We start from the raw sequence: 18,778 nt of genomic DNA, 5'->3' as shown, positions 1-18,778 counted from the left end.
GCGTGTCGCATGGACCACCTGAGTCAGCCCAGATCGAAGCGATGTGACATTCGGCCACAGGATGAATCAGGCCGACGGCTTGGCGACGACCACCTCACGACTGCCGTCCCATTCGACGAGCACGCCCGGGGTACGCATGTCGTGACCCTCGAACGTGATCTCGCCCTGTGCACCGTCGAATCCTTCGGCGGTGACCTGCTCGAGACCACGCTGGATGTCCTCGCGGGACGCACCGCCGGAGGCCTTGATCGCGCGCGCCAGCAGCCACGCGGCGTCGTATCCCTCGGCCGCGTAGTTCAGCGGGTCCTCGTTGTACTTCGCCCGATACGCCGCGACGAACTCCTGGGACGACGCCGCCGGCTGGTCGAGTGTGAAGTTGGCGGTCCAGAACATGCCGGCGCCGTCAGCCCCCGCCGGGACGAGGTTCTTCGCGCCTGCACCGGTCTGGCCGAGCACCGGTCCCGTGTATCCGGCCTGGCGCAACTGCCGCATGGCCGTGGCGTTCTGGGCGCCGGTGAGGAGCATCGCCACGGCGTCGGGCCGTTCCCCGGCGATCTTCGTCGCCGAGGACGCGAAGTCCTGGGTGGTGTTCTGCACGGACGTGGTCGAGACGATCTGGTAGCCGTGCTCGGCCTGCCCCTCGGGAAGGTTCTTCTCCGCCATCTCCGCGAGGGCCGGGTTGGCCGCGTTGAACAACACGCTGACCCGCTCGACGCCGAGGTCCTCGAGATGAGCCAGGGAGGTGCCGATGTGCGTGGTCTGCGGCGGGGTCGCCCGGAAGGTGTAGTCGCCGCCGAGCACACCGTCGCTGGCGGACTGCGTGTAGACGGTCGGCAGCTTCGCCCGGTCGACGAGCGGCGAGATCGCGATCGCCTGGGCACTGGAGATGCCGCCGAGCAGGGCGCTGACCGACCGGTCCGCGGTCGCTTCGGTCGCCTGGCTCACAGCGGTCTGCGTGTCGCTGGCCGCATCGCGGCTCTCGAGCACGAGCTTCGACTCACCGAGGAACCCACTGCTGTTGACCTGTTCGACGGCGAGCTCGATACCCCGGAACTGGGGCAGGCCACCGAAGGCGGTCAGACCGGTCTTGTCGGTCACGGACACGATCTTGATCTCGCCGGGCATCTCGCCGGACCCCACGGTTCCGCCGCCGCCCGAGCCGCACGCGGTGGTCAGGGCGAGCCCGGCGACACCGGCCAACGCGGCGACGGCAATGCGCTTGTTCTTCATTCTCTTCCGTTCTCGGTTCAGTTGTCGGTTCCGGTGAGCGCGGCTTCACCGAGGAAGGCCAGCACCACGGACGAGTGGTTCCGCGCCTCGTCGACCGGTCCGGAGTACACGGATTCGCCGCGGTTGACGACGACGACGTCGTCCGCGATCTTCATGCCGGCCTCGGCGTTCTGTTCGACCATGAGGACGCCGATGCCGCGGTCGGCGATGCTGCGCACGCTGGCCATGACCCGGTCGACCACGGCGGGGGCCAGACCCATCGACGGCTCGTCCATGAGGATGTACCCGGGCTGCGACATGAGGCTGCGGCCGAAGGCGAGCATCTGCTGCTCGCCGCCGCTGAGCAGGCCGGCGGGGCCGGACTGCCGCTCCTCGAGGATGGGGAACATCTCGAACACGGTCCGCATCGATTCCTCGCGGGCCTTCTTCGACGCCACCAGGCCCCCGATCTTGAGGTTCTCGTGGACGGTGAGCGAGCCGAACACCTTGCGGCCCTCGGGAACCAGCGAGATGCCCCGCTTGAGGATCTTGTGGGCGGGCCATCCCTTGATCGACTCGCCGTCCAGAAGCACGTCCCCGGAACTGGGCGTGGTCAGCCCCGCGACGGTGCGGAGGGTGGTGGTCTTGCCGGCGCCGTTGGCGCCGAGGACGAGCGTCACCCGGCCCGGCCGCGCGGTGACGGACACCCCGCGCACGGCACTGACCTTGCCGTAATCGACGTGCAGATCACGAATCTCGATCATCGTTGTCCTGCTTTCCGAGATAGGCCTCGCGCACCGCCGGATCACGCACCACGTCGGCGGGGGAACCGGAGGCGATGAGCTGTCCGGAGTTCATGGCGAAGAGGTGATCGCAGACGTCCACCATCATCTGCACGTCGTGTTCGACGATCAGCTGGGTGAGTCCTTCCGAGCGCAGGTCGGACATCAGCCCGCCGATCTCCTCGCGTTCGAAGCGGTTCATGCCGGCGGTGGGTTCGTCGAGCAGCAGCAGCTTCGGGGACATCACGATGGCGCGGGCGATCTCCACCCGGCGCTGCAGGCCGTACGAGAGCTGGCCGGGGCGCAGCTTCTCCTTGCCGTCGAGCCCGGTGCGTTCGAGGGCGGTGCGCACGGCCGCCTCGGCGGCGTCGCGTTCGGTGCTGTCGACCCGTCGCCACCACCGTCGCGGTCCCGCGATCAGGTCGTGCCCGAGTTCGACGTTCTCGTGCACGGTGAGATCGTCGAGGAGACGGACGGTCTGGAAGGTGCGCCCGATGCCGAGCCGCGCCACCTGCTCGGGTTGGACGCCGGAGAAGTCCCGCCCCTCGAAGTGCATCGATCCGCGGGTCAGGGGCGTGAGCCGGGTGACGGCGCCGAGCAGGGTGCTCTTGCCCGACCCGTTGGGTCCGAGGATGCCGGAGATCAGGCCGCGCTCGAGGCCCAGGGTGATGCCGTCGACGGCCTTGATGCCGCCGAAGTGGACCGCGAGATCCTCGATGCGTAGCACCTGATCCGGAACCCGACCGGGAACCCCCTCCTGGGGAGCGACTTCGGTGGTCATCGCGTTTCTCCTGTCGAGGCGGAGTGGGCACCGGTGCCCGCGAGTTCGGCGCCGAGTTCTGCGGCGGCCTCGTCGTCGGCCGCGTCGGCGAGACGTTCCGCGGCAGCAGCGTCCTCGAGGGCCGCGCTGTCGCGACGGGCGAGGCGGCGACGGTACAGGTCGGTGACGACGCCGGTGATGCCGCCGGGCATGAAGATCGCGGCGATGGCGACGATGATGCCGTAGACGATGCTCTGGTAGGTGCCCACCTGCTCCAGCATCACCGGAAGCCACGTGAAGATGAGGGCGCCGATGAGCACACCGAGCCAGGACCGGGAGCCACCGACGATGATGATCGTCAGCGCGAGCACGATCAGCGGGAAGCCGATGTTCTCCGGGGCGATGGCCGTCATCATCAGGATGTTCAGGGCGCCTCCGAGCGCGCCGAGCACACCGCTGATCACGAAGGACATCCGGCGGTAGCGGGCGACGTTGATGCCCATGGCCGAGGCGAGTTCCGGGTCTTCGCGGACCGCCTCGATGCGCCGGCCCATGCGGCCACGCTCGCTGAGGATCATCGCCGCGACGACGGCGGCACAGACGACGGCCAGGTGCGGGACGGAGATCTCCGGGGTGGTGAGAACGCCGAACAGGCCGACCGAGCCGCCGGTGAGCTCGCCGCCGTTGTGGGCGACGACGGTGACGATCATGACGAACGCGACGGTGGCCATGGCCAGGTACAGGCCGGCGAGGCGCTGCAGGATCAGCGAGAGCAGGTATCCGATGACCGCGCAGATCACGACGATGGCGGCGGTCGCGGAGATTGCGTCGAATCCGTAGTGCAGCACGAAGATTGCGGCGCCGTAGCTGCCCATGCCGTAGAAGGCGGCGCCGGCGAAGGAGAACACTCCCATCCGGAACTGGATCTGGATGCTCAGGGCGAGCAGCAGCACCGTGAACGTGCTCTGGATGAGGACGATGTTGGAGAAGTAGAAGTCGCTCATACCCGTCGCACCTCCTTCCTTCCGAAGATGCCCTGCGGCCGCAGCAGCAGAACCACGAGGATGAGGCCGAAGCCGACGGCGTCGACCCAGCCGCCGCCGGTGTAGCGGAGCACCAGGACCTCGGAGAACGCGAGCACCATCGCACCGAGCGCGGCGCCGCCGGTGCTGCCCACGCCGCCGAGGATGATGATGGCGAACGCCTTGATGAGGAGGGTCTCACCGCTCTCGGCGGTGATGGCGCCGAGGTTGTAGGTGAGCAGGGCACCGGCGAGGCCGGCGAGGCCGCCCGACACCGCCATCGTCAGCAGCGACAGCTGGCGCCGCTTGACGCCCATCAGTTCGGCGGTCTCCGAGTCCACGCCGATGGCCCGCAGGGCGAGCCCGTGGCTGGTGTTCTTGAGCCAGAAGGAGATCGCCAGCGTGAGGATCAGCGCGCAGCCGAGCACGATCAGGCCCGTGCTCGTCAGTCGCAGGTCGCCGACGGTGTAGACCGACGTCTCGTACGAGCTGCCCACGAAGCCGAACGGCTCGCTCAGCGTGCGGAACTGCACGACGGCGACCGGGATGGTGCCGATTCCGATGCCGCCGATGAGGATCTGCAGTTCGGCGGTCCGCTGGTTCTTGGCCCGTCGCAGGATCGGCTGGAACGCGAAGACGTCGATGGCCGCCGAGAGCGCCGCCCCGACCACGACGGAGATCAGGCAGACCGTGACGAGCCCGAGACCGACGTTGGACACGATCTGGGAGGCCACGAACGCGGAGAACATGAAGATCCCGCCGTGGGCGAAGTTGAGGATGTCGATCGTTCCCCAGGAGATGCTCATTCCCAGGCAGAAGAGCAGGTAGATGGAGCCGAGCACGAGCGCGTCGATCACCAGCTGTGACATGACGCCTGCCTTCCTCCGGCCGGGATTCCCCGGCGGCGGTGCGATGTTCTTCCGGTCATTCGTCGAACTCCTTGGTGCACAGGTGCGGAGCGATCCGCACTACTTCGCCGATTCCTGGTCGTCGATCAGCACTTCTTCCGTGCCGTTCCATTCCACGAGCACGCCGTTGACGCGCATGTCGTTGCCTTCGAAGCGCACCGGGCCGAGCGCGCCGTCGAAGCCCTCGGCCACGACCTGCTCGAGGCCGCGCTGCAGGTCGTCGCGGGACGCACCGCCGGCGTTCTTGGCAGCGTGGGCGAGCATCCAGGTCGCGTCGTAGCCCTCGGCCGCGTAGTTGAGCGGATTCTCCCCGTTGTACTCGGCGCGGTACGCCTCGACGAACCGCTGCGAGGACTCGTCCTTCTGGTGGAAGCTGAAGTCGGTGGCCCAGTACATGCCCGCGCCCGCGGCACCGGCGGGTGCGAGGTTGCCCGCGCCGGCGGCGGGGTTGCCCACCACGGTGCCGGTGTAGCCGGCCTGGCGCAGCTGCGACATGGCCGTGGAGTTGCCGGCGCCGACGAGCAGGACGATGACCGCGTCGGGCTTCTCACCGGCGATCTTCGTTGCGGTGGTGCCGAAGTCCTGCGTGGTGGCCTGGACGGAGGTGCTCGACAGGATCCGGTAGCCGTACTTCTCCTGGCCCTCGGGGATGGTCTTCTCACCGAGTCCGGCGAGGGTGACGTTGCCCGCGTTGTAGAGCACGCTCACGGTCTTCACACCCTGCTGCTGCAGCCGCTCGAGCGCCTTGACGAAGTAGGTCTCCATCGGAGCCGTCGCGCGGTAGGTGTAGTCGCCGATGACGACGCCCTCGCTGCCGGACTGGGTGAAGATCGTCGGCAGCCCGGCCCGTTCCACGAGCGGGGCGATCGCGACGGCATGGGCGCTGAGCACCGGTCCGAGCAGGGCGCTGACACTCTTGTCGGTCAGCGTCTCGGTGGCCTGGCTGACCGCGGTCTGCGTATCGCTCGCCGAATCACGCTTCTGCAGAACGATCTTCGAGTCACCCAGGTAATTCTGCTCGTTGATCTCCTGGATCGCGAGTTCGATGCCCTTGAGCTGGCTGTTGCCGACGTACGCCGTGGTGCCGGTCTGGTCGGTCACGGAGACGACCTTGATCTCGGCCGGCAGGTCACCGTCGGCGACGGTGCCGTTTCCGCCGGAGCCGCAGGCGGCCGTGAACAGGACGCCGAACGCGCTCGCGGCTCCGAGCAGACGACGCCGGACTTTCCGGTCGACTCGAGACATGTGTGCACCTTCCGGTCGAATGATATGCATCATTAGTCGTGATGCCCGTCACAGTAGAGCCACGCCGACGAAATGTCCAGAGGCCGATCCGGATATGCGCAGGAATTATTTGCGGGCGGGGACGCGTACGGGGTCCACGGCGACGGCCGGCGTCCACCGACCCCGGCCCGCCCCCGCGACGGCCACACAGAAGAGGACAAAAATCGTTACCGCACCGGCGGATCCGTAGGAGTATCCCCACGCCGACGAGAAGGCGCCGGCCACCAGGATCATCACCGCCGCGAAGCCGTACGACGAACACGCGTACAGCGACGTGCTCCTCCCCTGCTCCACCGGCGTCATGCCGGCGGTGAGCAGGATGAGGCCCTGCGCGTATGCGAAGCCCTGCCCGATGCCCCACAGGAAGCTGCCGGCCAGTACCGGCCACAGCGTGCGGGCGACGAGGCCGGCGGCGACGAACACGCCACCACCGGCGAGCAGGAGCAGACACAGCTGGGGCCCCGGGAAACGGCCTGCGGCCCGGGCGAGGTAGGGGCCCAACCAGGCCGTGACGAGCAGGATGATGGCGGCGAGGACGCCGACCACCAGCAGCTCGGACCCGATCCCGTCGCGCAACGCCGACGGCAGCACGCCGACGGCGATGCCGCCGACCGTCCACCCGGCCGCACCCAATCCGTAGGCGGGCAACCTGTTCCGGTCGAACGCGGCGCCCGCGCCGGCCGGAACGGGCCCCGCCGGGCGTGGGGGCTCGGCGTGCCGGAGCGCGGAGAGCCGGCGCCTGTTCCCCCACAGCGCGGCGGCGAGCAGCAGTCCCGAGAGCACGAGGGAGACGGCGTGCAGCCGATAGATGAGAACGGTGGGCTCCGGCAGCAATTGGGCGACGGTGGCCGCGGCGATCAGGCCGAGGAACGAGCCGGCGATCGCGCCGGTCGCCGCCAGGGTGCGGCCCGCGTCGCCGCGCGCCGCCACGGCGAGCGTGGCGGCGGATCCGGTGGCGAGCCCGACACACGTTCCGGTCAGGGCACGGCCGACGAAGAGCAGCCAGACGGTGTCGGCGCCGGACCACAGGGCGACGTCGCCGAGGACCCCGACGACGAGCGCACCCGGCAGGACGGCCCACGCGAACCGTCCGAGCGCGGTCCTGCTCACGACCAGGAACATCGACACCAGGGCGACGAAGTACGTCACGAACAGGGCGGCCAGCACGAACGGGGACAGGCCCAGATGGTCCTCGTACAACGGCAGGATCGGGCCCGGAATGTTGGACCCGACGACGGCGAACGTGAATGCGGCCGCCACCGCGGCGCCCAGGAGCACCGGTCCCCGGCCGGGTCGCGGAGCCCGGACCGCGATCATGCCCGTACGGGCAGACTCTTCACGAGCGGTGGGTCGTAGTCGGTCTTTCCGATCTTGGAAGCGCCGCCCGGTGAGCCGATCTCGGCGAAGAAGTCGGCGTTGATCTGCGTGTACCCGGCGCGATCCTCGGGGACGTCGTCCTCGAAGAAGATCGCCTCCACGGGGCAGACGGGTTCGCAGGCGCCGCAGTCGACGCATTCCTCCGGGTTGATGTACATCATCCGGCCGCCCTCGTAGATGCAGTCCACCGGACACTCCTCGATGCACGCCTTGTCGAGGACGTCGACACAGGGCTCGGTGATGGTGTAGGTCACTGCGCACTCCTCCGATTCGATGACCGCGTGATTTAGGTCATAATCATATTCATTGATTGTCGGGTGTCAATGGGTGTCCGCTCCGAGTGCCTCGACGACCGGCCGGCGACGCACCACCGCGACCCCGGCACCGCAGACGCAGGCCAGGAAGAACCCGCAGAAGGCGTAAGTCGCCGGGCGCAAGCCGATTCCGTCCGCCAGGAATCCCAGCCCGAGGATCCCCGACCCGACGGTGGCGTATCCGGCGAGCCACACCATGGACACCACTTCGGCGGTCCGCCCCTCCGGCGCATACCCGCGCGCGAGGGTGAGCCCGGCGAGCTGTGCCAGGCTCTGACCCAGGCCTGCCGCGATCGCGGCCACGACGATGACGGGCACCGAGGCGGCGCCGACGGCGACGGCGATGAGCACCGCGGCCAGCGCGGAAACCGAGAGCCCGACCACCGCGACCCGGTAGATGCTCATCCGGCGGACGAGGAACTGCGCCCCGGCCCCGGCCCCGAAGACCACGAACGACACCGCGCCGGCCAGGGTTCGCGTGTCGTTGCCGAGCAGGTCGGCGATCAACGCCGGGCCGAGGGAGATGAACAGCCCCGCCAGCGCGAAGGGGCTGCCGGCCACAGCCATGGACAGCAGCACGGTTCCCGCGATCTCGCGCGGGATGCTCGGCAGCTGCACCCAGCGACCGCCCACCCCGGCCGGACGACCGCCGACGGCGGTCAGCGGTATCGCGGCCGCCGCCAGCGGAACGATCAGCACCAGGAAGACCAGCCGTGTGGGCGCCGGCGCGACGTCGGCCAGCACCCCGGAGAGCAGCGGCCCCACGGCCGACCCGGCGACGGGTGCCGCGCTCGCGTACAGCGCGGCACGCGCTCCGCGGCCGGGGCCGAACGCGTCGGCGATCGCCGCCGACCCCGCCGCGCCGAACGCCCCGGATGCGAGGCCGATGAAGAACCGCCCCGCCTCCAGCCACAGGGGCGTGCGGGCCGTCGCGAACACGAGGCAGGCCACGATCGCGAGACCCAGGGCGGGCAGCAGGACGGCCCGACGTCCGAATCGGTCCGAAGCGCGGCCACCGAACACCAGCGCCACGACCGACCCGACTATGTAACTGACGAAGATCAGGCTGACCGTGCTGGGTGGAAAACCCATCTCGCGCTGCCAGACCACATACAGCGGAGCCGGGGCATTGCTCGCCGCGAACACGAGGAACACCGACAGTGCGATCCACGACGGCCGAGCCACCCGGCGCCTTTCCAGAACCTCGACCGACACCCGGCCTCCCTATTGATATGAATGATTAGCCCCTATAGAGAGTGGCACATTCCCGGCGCCCGTGGAGCGAATTGCCGGCCCGTACGATGGCGGACTCCCGAGAGAAAGGTGCCGACCGTGGACCCTGAGGCCGATCCGTCCACGCCACTCGAGTCCTTCGGGTCGGCGGTCCGCGCCGGATGGCACGCCGTCTCCGCGGTGAGCGAGCCCGCGCCGCCCCTGCTCGTCGCCCTCACCGCCACCGTCGCGCTGGTGCTGGTGACGGTGCGCCCGCTGTGGCTGGTGACGCGGCATGTGATCACCCAGGCACACGAGGGCTCGCACGCGCTCGTCGCACGGCTCGTGGGCCGGCAGCTGGCGGGCATCCGCCTGCACAGCGACACCTCGGGCGTGACCGTGTCCTCCGGCAACCCACGCGGGCCGGGCATGATCGCCACCGCGTTCGCCGGGTACACCGGCCCGGCCGTGCTCGGGTTCGTGGCCGCGACCCTGCTCACCGTCGACCGGCCCGCAGCGGTGCTGTGGTCCGTGCTGGCCGCGCTCGCCCTGCTGATCCTGTTGATCCGCAACTTCTTCGGATTCGTCTCGGTGCTGGCGGCCGGCGCGGTGATCGGGACCGCCGCCTACTACGGCGACGAGCTGGTGCGCTACACCGTCGCGTACCTGACCACCTGGGTGCTGCTGTTCGGCGCCACCCGGCCGGTGCTCGAACTGGCGCGCACCCACCGGCGCGGCCGCGGGCACGGCTCCGACGCGGATCAGCTGCGGTGGCTCACCCGGGTGCCGACGGCGGTATGGATCGGGGCGTTCGCGGTCGTCACGCTCGGTACCGCGGCGTACGGCACCGCACGCATCGTCGCGACGCAGGTGCCCTGATCACGGCTCGAGCGCGATCGCCACGGCGCGCACCGGGGCGCCGTCCGCGTCCCGCAGCCGCAGCGGAAGAAGACTGATCAGCGGATCGGGAAAGTCGACGAGTTCGAGGTTGCACAGGTTCTCGCACACGATGCCGCCGGCCTCGGCGACGAGGCGATGCGCGGGATAGTCACTGCCGAGGGCGGAATCGATGCTCGGGGCGTCGAGGCCGATGGTGCGCACGCCCCGCCCGAGCAGCCACCGGCACGCGTCCTCCGACAGATAGGGGTGCTCGAAGTAGGCATCGGTGCCGTAGTGCTCGGCCCACCCGGTATGCAGGAGGACGATGTCGCCGGGGCCCGGGTCCGGTCCGCCGGCCACTCCGTCGACGACGTGCCGCCGCGTCACCGCGGTGCGCGGCGGCAGGCCCCGCACGTCCAGGACGATCCCGCGACCCACGAAATGTTCGAGCGGCACCCGGTCGATCGGCGCGGCCCCGGCGCGCATGTGCAGCGGGGCGTCGACGTGCGTTCCGGTCTGCGAGCCGATCTCCACCCGCAGCAGGTTGTACCCGTCGCGCTCGAGCGTCGCGTGCGGCGTCAGCACCGGCACGGGATCGCCCGGGTAGACCTGGGTGTCGCCGGAGACGGTGCGGCTCAGGTCGACGATCCGGCGCACGCGCATGCGCCGATGCTAACGGGTGACCCGCGATCCGCGGGGTCACGCAGCGCCGCCGCGCGGGGCTCACTCAGCGCGCCGGCGCTGCCGTGAGGTGATGCCGGTCGGCGCGGTCGATCGTCGCGGCCGCGACGAGCACGCCGACCACCACGCCGACGAGGGTGTCGGCGATCCGGCTCAGCGCGATCTCCGGCCCGACGGACGCCCCGAGACCGGTGAGGAGCAGCGCCATCGCGGTCACCGCGACGGAGGTCGCTGCGTAGTTCTTCATCACGTACAGTTCCGCCACCGTCTGCAGGACGACGATGGCCAGCGCGTACGGCCAGTAGTCGAGGGACAGCGCGAGCAGCGCGGCGGCGAGCACCGCGCCTGCGACGTTGCCGAGCAACCGCTGGATCGCGCGCTGCACGGTGTTCCGGTAGTTGGCCCCCTGCAACGCGGCCATCGCGCCCATCGTCGCCCACAGCGGGTGCTGCAGACCGGCGGCCTCGGCGAACCAACCCGCGATCAGCGCGGCGAGCAGCACCCGGCCCGCGCCGACGAGAAGCGCGCGATCGCGCAACCGGGCGAATCCCTCTCGCGCGAACCCGGCGGGCCGCGTGAGGACCGGCGCCCCAGCCGCATCGACGCGAGGAATCGCGATGTCGCGCCGCACCTTTCGCAGCTCGGCCTCGAACAGGGCGAATTCGGCGACGCGATCGGCCGCGACGCCGGATGCGGCCCCGTCGACGACCGTCTCGGCCGCGTCGAGCAGCGCGAGCAGTTCGTGGGTGTGCCGGTCGGTCCGGCTGAATCCGAGCGCGAGAACCTCGTGGGCGCGGGCGATCGCCGCCCGGGCGCCCGGCACGGCCCGTTCGCCGTCGCGTTCGATCGCCGCGACCGCCGCCAGGGCCCGGGCCACGGCGAGCCGGGCGGGACCGTGCGGGTGATGCAGCGCGGGCAGCATCGCGACGGCCCAGCCGACGAGCGCGCCGAGGGCCGTCGCGACGACCACGTCGCGCACGTCTACGGCGGTGCGTGCGAATCCGGCGGCACCGGCCGCGGCGAAGATGAGGATCACCGGGCCGGGGCCGGACAGCCGGAAGGCGCCGAGGATCCAGAAGGCGATCGCGGCCGCGACGGAGAGCACCGCGATCTGCGTCCACATGGCCGCACCGGTGGTCCCCACGGCGGCACCGAGTGCGGCGTACCCGACCACCCCGAGGCCGACCACCGCGATCTTGCCGGCCTGCTGCGAGTAGGGCTCGTGCCGGCCGAACGCCGAGGCGAGTGCACCGAGGGCGGCGAAGCCGGCCGGATGCGGCAGATCCAGCAGCCCTCCCGCGACGAGGACTACGAGAACTGCCGCCCCGACGCGCAGCGCCGGAGCGCGCGTGGCGTCCGCACTGCGGAACTCGAGCGACTCGCGCCACGCCGTCGGCGAGAGGGAGTGCGCGAGGGCGATCCGCGAGTGACGGAGGCGGCTGCGGTCCGGGACAGAGGTAGCGAGGGGCACTCCCCCAGTGTAGATATTTCACGTATAAATTAAATATAAATCGATTGTGAGACTCATCGCTAGAATGGGCCCATGACGGACGCCACCCAGCCCGAGGACTTCGTCGACCGCGTGCGGGTCGGCTGGGCCGAGACGTACCCCGACATCGACACGCGACCCATCGACGTCGTCGGCCGCATCACGCGGATCAGCTCCCTGGTGCTCGCCCAACTGGACCGCGAACTCGTCCCCAGCGGCGTCACGCGCCCCGAATTCGAGGTGCTGTGCGCCCTCGCCCGCAGCGAATCACCGCTGCGCGCCAGCGAAGTCACCTCCGTCACCGGACTGAGCGGCGCTTCCACCACCAAGCACGCGGACCGCCTCGTCGGGCTCGGCCTCGTCGAACGTCAGCGCTTCGAGCGGGACGGTCGCGTGGTCCTGCTCGCACTCACCGATGCGGGGCGAGCCGTGGTCGACACCGAGTTCCCGCGCCGCCTCACCCGGGAACGCCACCTGCTCGACGGATTCACCGACGGCGAACTCGACACCCTCACCGCTCTGCTGCGGCGCCTCACCCGCGAGGTCGAGGCGCAGACCCGGCCCTGATCCGGGACGTCAGGGCAGCTCGATCGTCTCTGCGCGTTCGATCTCGCCCAGCGCGCGGCGCAGGTAGAGCTCGGGACCCGCCCGGCGTGCCGCGAGCAGATCCGCGAGCACGACCAGCCCCGCCCGCAGGTACTCGTCGGGGCGAGCCTTCGGCGCGTCGGGATCGGACACCCCGAGCGTGCCGGTGAGCACCGCGACCAGCGCGTCCGGCTGCAGTGACGGCAGCCACGTCGACGCCGTGCGCGCGCTGCGCTCCAGCACCGCCTGCACGTCCTCGCCGGTCAGCCCGTCCGGATGCAACTCCTCGAGCAGTTCCCGCATCATCGTCGCGTGTACCCCGGCGACCTGCTCGTACGGCAACGCGGCGAGCTCGGCCACCGCGTCCTCCCACGCCGGCACCGACTGCGCCCGGGCCGCGGCGAGCGCGGTCGCGGTGTGATCCGCAACCTCGCGTGCGATCTCCGGCCACTGCGTTGGCCACACGATGTCCTCCTGGGGTTGCCGACGTGTCGGCGCCAGCCTGCCAGCCGGCACCGACATCCGTGTCACACCCGGCGTTGCAGCTCGAGCGCGTCCCACGGCGCGTAGCCCTTGATGTCGTTGTCGAAGTACACGTACACGTCGCGCCCCTCGGAGCGCCAACCGCGGATCCGGGCCGCCCACTCGTCCAGCGCCTCGGGGGTGTAGCCGCTGGCGTACAGCTCGGTGTCGCCGTGCAACCGCACGTAGACGAAGTCGGTGGTGGCCTCGGTGAGGAACGGGAAGCGGCCCGCGGTGTCCGCGACGACGAGGGCGACGTCGAGTCGGCGGAGCAGGGCGGCCGCCTCCTCGTCGGCGAAGCTGGGGTGGCGCACCTCGAGCGCGTACCGGATCGGCCGGTCCGCGTCGATCTCGGTCCACACCCGGTCCTCGCGCACCTTGTCCGTGTGCCGCGCCGCGAGCGCCGCGGCCTCGCGCGTCGACGCGGGCAGGCTCGTGAGAAATGCGCCGAGGCGCTCCGGCTCGAATGCCAGAGTGGGGGGCAGTTGCCACAGCACCGGTCCGAGCTTGGGACCGAGGGCGAGCACACCGGAGGCGAAGAAGTTGGCGAGGGCGTCGTCCACGTCGACGAGACGCTTCATGTGGGTGACGAACCGTCCGCCCTTGACGGCGAAGACGAAGCCGTCCGGCGTCTCGTCGCGCCACCGCAGGAAGCTCGACGGCCGCTGCAGCGCGTAGAAGGTGCCGTTGATCTCGATGGAGCCGAACCGCTCCGCGGCGTACTCGAGTTCGCGGCGCTGCGGCAGGCCGGACGGATAGAAGTCGCCACGCCACGGGGCGTACCGCCAGCCGGAGATCCCGATCCGCACCTGAGCCACCGCTACACGGTAACGCTCGTCACGACTGGGAATCGGATCGTCATTCGGCGGGTGCCGGGCGCGGCACGGGCCTACGCTGTGCCCGAACTACGAGACCGCATCCTAGGAGTGGCCGTGTCCGAGAGAGCTTTCACCGCAAACGATCAGTTCAGTCCCCTGTTCAAACAGATGTGGTGGTTGGTGCTGATCCGCGGCATCCTCGCCGTGTTGTTCGGCGTGGTCGCCCTGGTGTGGCCCGGGATCACCGTCTGGGCCCTGGTGGTGGTGTTCGGCATCTATGCCATCGTCGACGGCGTGGTGCTCGTCTACCACTCGATTCGTGACCGGGCCCGCCTCGACGGCTGGGGCTGGTGGCTCGCGATGGGCCTGGTCTCCATCGCCGCCGGCATCGTCGCCCTCGTCTGGCCGGCGGCCACCGCGCTCGTGGTGCTGTACATCATCGCGTTCTATGCGATCCTCTTCGGCGTCACCGGCATCATCGGTGCGCTGAGCTTCCGGAAGGTACCGAACTCCGGATGGGGATGGTCGCTGTTCGCCGGGATCCTCGCCGTCCTGCTCGGCGTCGTGCTGCTGATCTTCCCGGGCAGCGGCATCATCAGCCTGATCTGGTTGCTCGGCATCTACGCGATCCTCTTCGGCGTGCTGCTGATCGTCCTTTCCTTCCAGATCCGCAAGGTGGCCAAGGCGGCCGGGCTCGTGTGAGCCCGGCCGCCCGGGGCCGGCTCAGGCGACGTCCTTGAGCCGGCCCCACGCGTGCCAGCGGTCGATGTCGATCCAGGCACTCACCCGCGGCCGGTTGCGCACCCCGTACGGCTTGCCGGTGTAGTGCCGCGCGATCCGGTCGATGTCGGTCAGTTCCGGGTCGTCGGCGAACTCGGTGACCCGGCCCTGGATGCTCACGTGCGTCACCCAGTCCGTCGGGTCCATGGCGCTGAGACTGACCCGGGGATCGCGCCGCAGGTGCCCGAGGCGGGTGCGACCGGCGTCCATGTTGACCAGGATGCGGCCGTTCTCGAACAGATACCAGGTGGGCACCGACACCGGATGTCCGTCGGCGCGCAACGTGCTGATCGTGGCGTAATTCGGCTGGGCCAGCATCTCGGCGACGGCCTGCGGCAGCGGGGCTTCGGGCACGGCGTGGTCCTTTCCTCGGTGGACGGTGGCGGATGTTCGATCACGAACCTACGCCGGTTCCGGCGGAAACCATCCCGCGACAGGGCCTCCGGGCCGACGATGGGAGGGTCCACGAGCCCGACCATGGAATGGTCCGACAGCCGAGGAGCTGAGAACATGCCGAAGTACCTGTGGCAGGTCACCTACACCCCGGAGGGCGCGCAGGGGCTGCTCTCCGAGGGTGGTTCCGTCCGTAGTTCCGCCATCACCGAGATGGTCGAGAGCGTGGGCGGCAGCGTCGAGTCCGTGCACTTCGCACTCGGCGGGCACGACCTCTACGTCATCGGGGAGGTGCCCGACGACCTCGCCGCGGCCACGCTCGAGTTCCGCACCCGGGCGTCCGGCATCGCGCGTTCCGTGCCGATCCGGCTGCTCACCCCGCAGGAGATGGACGACGCGGTGCATCGCAACGCCGCGTACCGGACGCCCGGGCACTGAGCGGGCCGCTCCCCCGAGCACTGAGCGGGCCGCTCCCCCCGGCACCGAGCGGGCCGCTCCCCCCGAGCACCGAGCGGGCCGCTCCCCGGGCACCGGCGACGAACTCGAGGCGCAGGTCTCCGGGTACTTCGCCGATCGCCCCGCCCGGCTCGGGGTGCCGTCGTTCCGGTCAGGCGACCGGGGTTGCGGCCACCGATCGGGCCGGAAGCAGTCCCGCCCGGCCGTGCGCGACGAACTCGGCCTCGTAGCGGTCCCGCGCGTCCTCGCCGAACGGAACGTACTCGCTGGTTCGTCCCACCCGGACCAGGACCGGATCGTCGGTGCGCCACGCCGCGGACCGCAACGGCGCCTTGTTCACCTTGTTGCTGCCTGTCAACGGGATTCGCTCGACGATCCGCACGAACCGCGGCCACCACTTGTCGCCCATGTCCGGTTGCGCGGCGAGGAACGAACCGAACTGTCGCCCGTCCAGGTGCGCGCCGGGCGACAGTTCGAGTACACACATGACCTGGTCGCCGGTGACCGGATCGGGCACCGCGAAGACCGGGGCGGACAGGACCGCCGGATGACGCTGCAGAATCCGTTCGATCGGTGCCGCGGAGAAGTTCTCGCTGTCGACCCGTAGCCAGTCGGAGGAGCGGCCGGCGAAGTAGAAGTACCCGTCGGCATCCCGGTATCCGAGATCCCCGGACCAGAAGTCGTCGCCCCGGACGCGGTCCGCCATCGCCCCCGGGTTCTTGTAGTAGCCCTCGAACATGCCGGCAGCCCCCACCGCGACGATCTGCCCCACCGCCTCGGGGTTCGTCAGCCGGCCGGTGGCGTCGAACCGGGCGCGTGGGCATTCGTGTCCGGTCGCCTCGTCCAGGATCCGGACGTCGGCGTCGCCGGCGGGCAGGCCCAGCGAGCCCGGCGGAGTCCCGGGCGTGCGGTTGATCCGGAACACTCCCTCACTGAGTCCGTAACCCTCGATCACCGTGCAGCCGAATCGCTCGGCGAAACGCGCGACGTCGGCCTCGGAGGCCTCGGTGCCGAACGCCAGTTCCAGTGTGCCCGTCCGGTCCCGGGGATCCTCGGGCCGGCTCAGCACGTAGGACAGGGCCCGGCCGACGTAGTTGACGAACGTCGCGCCGTACCGGTGGATGTCGTCCCCGAAACGCGAGGCGGAGAACTTGCGGACCATCGCCACCGTGGCCCCCACGCGCATCGCCGTGCCCAGGTTGAGCATGAGCGCATTGCCGTGGAACAAGGGCATGCACAGGTAGGCGACCGAGGCCCGGCGCATCTGTGTCCGGTCGACGAGAACGTCGATCAGCCGGCCGAGTCGCCCCTGGCCGACGACGACCGCCTTGGGCGCCCCGGTCGATCCCGAACTGAACAGCAGGAGGGCAAGTTGCTCAGGCGACGGTGTCGCGGCGGGCGGCTCCACGCCGCGGAACGGTGCGAGCAGTTCGGCGTAGGAGTCCGAGTCGACGTTCAGGATCCGCTCTTCCGCAAGGCCGTGCTCCTCACCGTGGACCAGGTGCGCGAGCCGGTTCTCGGTGAGGAGGAGGTCGACGTCCGCGTGGGCGATGTCGTGAGCGATCTCGGGCCCGCCGCGGCTGGCGTTGATTCCGACTACGACGGCGCCGGCGAGCGCCCCGGCTCCTATCCAGAACACGAAATCGGGCACGTTGTCCAGCAGGACCCCGACGTGGCGTTGCCGACCGGCCGGGGCGGTCACGATCGACTCGAGAGCGGCTGCTCTACAGGCGCTTTCGGACACCACCTCGTCCCAGGTCCAGTCTCTCCCCTCGAAACGCAGTCCGACTTTCGGGTCGCCTCGCCGCGCGAGCAGCACGTCCGTGAATGTCTCCACCGTCCACCTCCGCTGTGTGCAGCATGCGGCGCCTGCCGTCCGGTTCGACGCACCGCCGGGAACCGTCCGGTGCGGAATCGTCGCCGCGGCTGCAACGCCTCGATTCTGTACGAGCGCATCACATCAGAGCAGTCACAGCAGACACGGCCCGTTCCCGCCTGACGGGAGCGCACCGCATTCCGCATAGCGCACCAAGCAAATGCTAGGTAAAGTGCACCGAAGGAGGCCAGACATTGACAGTGACGCGTAGTGACTCGATTCCGACGTCGGACATGCCGCGCGAGCAACGCCCCAGCGTGGCGGAACGGTTCACCCAGATCCTCGACGTGTTCGCATCCGGTCCCGACCGGATGTTCCTCGAGGAGATCACGGCCGCCACCGGATTGCCACGCTCGACCGCCTTCCGCCTGCTCACCCAGCTCGTCGACCTTCACTGGGTCGAACACGACTCCCGCGGATACGGCCCCGGCCTGCGGATGCAGACGATGGCCCGACCCCGGGACTACTCGCAGCTGCGCGCCGCAGCGGCGGGGATGCTCAACGACCTGCAGATCGGCACCGGCGGAGTCGCGCACCTGACGGTGCTCGAAGGCTCGTCCGTCTATTTCCTCGACCGGATCGGGGGCACGGCGAGCGCGGGCATCCCCTCCCAGGTCGCGGCCCGGCTGCCGGCCGAGAGTACCGTCAGCGGACGGGCGCTGCTCGCCGGTCTCGAGCCGGAGAAGGTCGACGCCCTCATGACGGCCGGACCGCACGTACGGTCCCGGGCCGACCTGTCGACACTGCACGACCGTCTGAACCGGGTGCGCCAGCGGCAGGGTCTCGCGTTCGTGCCCGGCCACGCGTGCCCCATGTCCATCAGCGCGGTCGCCGCACCGGTCGTCGGTCCCGACGGCGTCGTGGGTGCGATCTCGGTGGCGTGCCGCGGAACGGTCGAACTCGCCCACATCGCACCGATGGTCTGGGCCACCGCGCGCCGCACCTCGCGGTTGCTCACACCCGGCCGGCCCGGTTCCACCGCGCGGACCCGTCTGTCGCACCGAACGCACGTGGGTGTCGTGAACTAGAACGTGGCGGCGCGCCGGAGGTCGTCCGGCGCGCCGCGAATTCGAGCTGCCTGCACACCGTTCCGTCGACGGAACCGGTCATTCCTCGACGCGGACGAACACTCCCCGCGCCTCGACCGTGCACTCACCGCGGCATTCGATCCAACCCCCGGCGACGGTCTTCCGGCCCTCGATCTCGACGATCCGCGAATACAGATCCAGCGGCTCGTCGAGCGACGTGCGCCGCAGGTAGCGCAGGTCGAGCGACGCCGTCAGCGAACGACTGCCCCGTGCCTGCATGAGGATGCCGAGCATGCAGTCCAGCAGGTGAGCGCTGAACCCGCCGTGCACGCTGTCGGGCGGGCCCTCGTGCAGGGCGTTCGCGATCAGCCGGGCGCGCCTCGTCCGCGCCGAAGTGGATCTC

General features: G+C 70.0%; 21 protein-coding genes. 5 read left to right on the top strand and 16 right to left on the bottom strand.

The genetic code is table 11. From position 1 onward, the window contains the following. Window positions 1–66: 66 nt before the first annotated feature. From A4U64_RS26310 to A4U64_RS26270, 9 genes are all read right to left on the bottom strand, one after another. Window positions 67–1,230 (bottom strand): ABC transporter substrate-binding protein, encoded by a 1,164-nt coding sequence (locus tag A4U64_RS26310; protein ID WP_029546563.1) that lies wholly within the window; start codon window positions 1,228–1,230, stop codon window positions 67–69. Window positions 1,231–1,247: 17 nt separating this feature from the next. Continuing rightward, window positions 1,248–1,973, bottom strand: coding sequence for an ABC transporter ATP-binding protein (locus A4U64_RS26305; protein WP_006941656.1), 726 nt, complete (start codon window positions 1,971–1,973; stop codon window positions 1,248–1,250). Beyond that, window positions 1,957–2,772 (bottom strand): ABC transporter ATP-binding protein, encoded by an 816-nt coding sequence (locus A4U64_RS26300; protein WP_029546564.1) that lies wholly within the window; start codon window positions 2,770–2,772, stop codon window positions 1,957–1,959. Before A4U64_RS26300 ends, A4U64_RS26305 begins: the two co-directional genes overlap by 17 nt. After that, window positions 2,769–3,755: a branched-chain amino acid ABC transporter permease gene (locus tag A4U64_RS26295; protein WP_006941659.1), complete on the bottom strand. Its 987-nt coding sequence runs from the start codon at window positions 3,753–3,755 to the stop codon at window positions 2,769–2,771. Before A4U64_RS26295 ends, A4U64_RS26300 begins: the two co-directional genes overlap by 4 nt. Continuing rightward, window positions 3,752–4,642 carry a branched-chain amino acid ABC transporter permease gene (locus tag A4U64_RS26290; RefSeq protein ID WP_006941660.1) on the bottom strand — a complete coding sequence of 297 codons (891 nt, stop codon included), beginning with the start codon at window positions 4,640–4,642 and terminating at the stop codon, window positions 3,752–3,754. The genes A4U64_RS26295 and A4U64_RS26290 overlap by 4 nt, the downstream gene beginning before the upstream one ends. Window positions 4,643–4,741: 99 nt before the next feature. Then, window positions 4,742–5,926, bottom strand: a complete 1,185-nt coding sequence (locus tag A4U64_RS26285) for an ABC transporter substrate-binding protein (RefSeq protein WP_043803178.1) — start codon at window positions 5,924–5,926, stop codon at window positions 4,742–4,744. A 105-nt stretch (window positions 5,927–6,031) separates the two neighbouring features. Next, window positions 6,032–7,282, bottom strand: a complete 1,251-nt coding sequence (locus A4U64_RS26280; protein WP_050036074.1) for an MFS transporter — start codon at window positions 7,280–7,282, stop codon at window positions 6,032–6,034. Continuing rightward, on the bottom strand, window positions 7,279–7,596 hold the full coding sequence (fdxA, locus tag A4U64_RS26275; RefSeq protein ID WP_029546568.1) for a ferredoxin: 318 nt from the start codon (window positions 7,594–7,596) through the stop codon (window positions 7,279–7,281). The genes A4U64_RS26280 and fdxA overlap by 4 nt, the downstream gene beginning before the upstream one ends. Before the next feature lie 66 nt (window positions 7,597–7,662). Further along, window positions 7,663–8,871 carry an MFS transporter gene (locus A4U64_RS26270; protein WP_230304360.1) on the bottom strand — a complete coding sequence of 403 codons (1,209 nt, stop codon included), beginning with the start codon at window positions 8,869–8,871 and terminating at the stop codon, window positions 7,663–7,665. A 117-nt stretch (window positions 8,872–8,988) separates the two neighbouring features. Here A4U64_RS26270 and A4U64_RS26265 point away from each other — a divergent pair, with 117 nt between their 5' ends. Further along, window positions 8,989–9,747, top strand: a complete 759-nt coding sequence (locus A4U64_RS26265) for a M50 family metallopeptidase (RefSeq protein WP_065923595.1) — start codon at window positions 8,989–8,991, stop codon at window positions 9,745–9,747. On the opposite strand, the gene A4U64_RS26260 is transcribed toward A4U64_RS26265, so the two are convergent. Both A4U64_RS26260 and A4U64_RS26255 read right to left on the bottom strand, forming a co-directional pair. Beyond that, window positions 9,748–10,410 (bottom strand): cyclase family protein, encoded by a 663-nt coding sequence (locus A4U64_RS26260; RefSeq protein ID WP_006941672.1) that lies wholly within the window; start codon window positions 10,408–10,410, stop codon window positions 9,748–9,750. It lies immediately after the preceding gene. A 64-nt stretch (window positions 10,411–10,474) separates the two neighbouring features. Beyond that, on the bottom strand, window positions 10,475–11,899 hold the full coding sequence (locus A4U64_RS26255) for an FUSC family protein (RefSeq protein ID WP_065923351.1): 1,425 nt from the start codon (window positions 11,897–11,899) through the stop codon (window positions 10,475–10,477). 72 nt (window positions 11,900–11,971) lie between these two features. On the opposite strand from A4U64_RS26255, the gene A4U64_RS26250 reads away from it, so the two are divergent. Beyond that, window positions 11,972–12,484 (top strand): MarR family winged helix-turn-helix transcriptional regulator, encoded by a 513-nt coding sequence (locus tag A4U64_RS26250; RefSeq protein WP_006941674.1) that lies wholly within the window; start codon window positions 11,972–11,974, stop codon window positions 12,482–12,484. 9 nt (window positions 12,485–12,493) lie between these two features. Here A4U64_RS26250 and A4U64_RS26245 read toward each other — a convergent pair whose 3' ends face one another. After that, window positions 12,494–12,967, bottom strand: a complete 474-nt coding sequence (locus A4U64_RS26245) for a hypothetical protein (RefSeq protein WP_198163357.1) — start codon at window positions 12,965–12,967, stop codon at window positions 12,494–12,496. A gap of 62 nt (window positions 12,968–13,029) precedes the next feature. Next, entirely contained in the window at window positions 13,030–13,842 is an 813-nt protein-coding gene (locus A4U64_RS26240; protein ID WP_029546575.1) for a DUF72 domain-containing protein, read from the bottom strand. Between the two features lie 108 nt (window positions 13,843–13,950). Between A4U64_RS26240 and A4U64_RS26235 the strand changes: the two genes are divergently transcribed. After that, entirely contained in the window at window positions 13,951–14,544 is a 594-nt protein-coding gene (locus A4U64_RS26235) for an HdeD family acid-resistance protein (protein ID WP_037201226.1), read from the top strand. 21 nt (window positions 14,545–14,565) lie between these two features. On the opposite strand, the gene A4U64_RS26230 is transcribed toward A4U64_RS26235, so the two are convergent. Beyond that, complete coding sequence (locus tag A4U64_RS26230) at window positions 14,566–14,976, bottom strand: PPOX class F420-dependent oxidoreductase (protein WP_006941679.1); 411 nt, start codon at window positions 14,974–14,976, stop codon at window positions 14,566–14,568. Between the two features lie 156 nt (window positions 14,977–15,132). Here A4U64_RS26230 and A4U64_RS26225 point away from each other — a divergent pair, with 156 nt between their 5' ends. Continuing rightward, a complete protein-coding gene (locus tag A4U64_RS26225; protein WP_010594059.1) occupies window positions 15,133–15,453 on the top strand; it encodes a GYD domain-containing protein in 321 nt (106 codons plus the stop codon). A gap of 169 nt (window positions 15,454–15,622) precedes the next feature. Here the strand turns inward: A4U64_RS26225 and A4U64_RS26220 are convergent, their stop codons facing one another. Further along, window positions 15,623–17,308 (bottom strand): AMP-binding protein, encoded by a 1,686-nt coding sequence (locus A4U64_RS26220; protein WP_029546576.1) that lies wholly within the window; start codon window positions 17,306–17,308, stop codon window positions 15,623–15,625. A 239-nt stretch (window positions 17,309–17,547) separates the two neighbouring features. Here A4U64_RS26220 and A4U64_RS26215 point away from each other — a divergent pair, with 239 nt between their 5' ends. Further along, window positions 17,548–18,375, top strand: coding sequence for an IclR family transcriptional regulator (locus tag A4U64_RS26215; RefSeq protein WP_231385969.1), 828 nt, complete (start codon window positions 17,548–17,550; stop codon window positions 18,373–18,375). A gap of 78 nt (window positions 18,376–18,453) precedes the next feature. Here A4U64_RS26215 and A4U64_RS26210 read toward each other — a convergent pair whose 3' ends face one another. Then, window positions 18,454–18,705 carry a PaaI family thioesterase gene (locus tag A4U64_RS26210; protein WP_080688664.1) on the bottom strand — a complete coding sequence of 84 codons (252 nt, stop codon included), beginning with the start codon at window positions 18,703–18,705 and terminating at the stop codon, window positions 18,454–18,456. Window positions 18,706–18,778: the final 73 nt, after the last annotated feature.

The organism is Rhodococcus sp. WB1, from assembly GCF_001700945.1.
GTDB classification, from domain to species: Bacteria; Actinomycetota; Actinomycetes; order Mycobacteriales; family Mycobacteriaceae; genus Rhodococcus; species Rhodococcus aetherivorans.
This window is presented reverse-complemented; position numbering and strand designations above follow the sequence as displayed.

Coding starts and splice junctions, on each gene's coding strand:
- A4U64_RS26225 (WP_010594059.1), top strand. CDS start 15,133: ATGCCGAAGTACCTGTGGCAGGTCACCTACACCCCGGAGGGCGCGCAG.
- A4U64_RS26290 (WP_006941660.1), bottom strand. CDS start 4,642: ATGTCACAGCTGGTGATCGACGCGCTCGTGCTCGGCTCCATCTACCTG.
- A4U64_RS26310 (WP_029546563.1), bottom strand. CDS start 1,230: ATGAAGAACAAGCGCATTGCCGTCGCCGCGTTGGCCGGTGTCGCCGGG.
- A4U64_RS26285 (WP_043803178.1), bottom strand. CDS start 5,926: ATGTCTCGAGTCGACCGGAAAGTCCGGCGTCGTCTGCTCGGAGCCGCG.
- A4U64_RS26250 (WP_006941674.1), top strand. CDS start 11,972: ATGACGGACGCCACCCAGCCCGAGGACTTCGTCGACCGCGTGCGGGTC.
- A4U64_RS26295 (WP_006941659.1), bottom strand. CDS start 3,755: ATGAGCGACTTCTACTTCTCCAACATCGTCCTCATCCAGAGCACGTTC.
- A4U64_RS26300 (WP_029546564.1), bottom strand. CDS start 2,772: ATGACCACCGAAGTCGCTCCCCAGGAGGGGGTTCCCGGTCGGGTTCCG.
- A4U64_RS26305 (WP_006941656.1), bottom strand. CDS start 1,973: ATGATCGAGATTCGTGATCTGCACGTCGATTACGGCAAGGTCAGTGCC.
- A4U64_RS26260 (WP_006941672.1), bottom strand. CDS start 10,410: ATGCGCGTGCGCCGGATCGTCGACCTGAGCCGCACCGTCTCCGGCGAC.
- A4U64_RS26280 (WP_050036074.1), bottom strand. CDS start 7,282: ATGATCGCGGTCCGGGCTCCGCGACCCGGCCGGGGACCGGTGCTCCTG.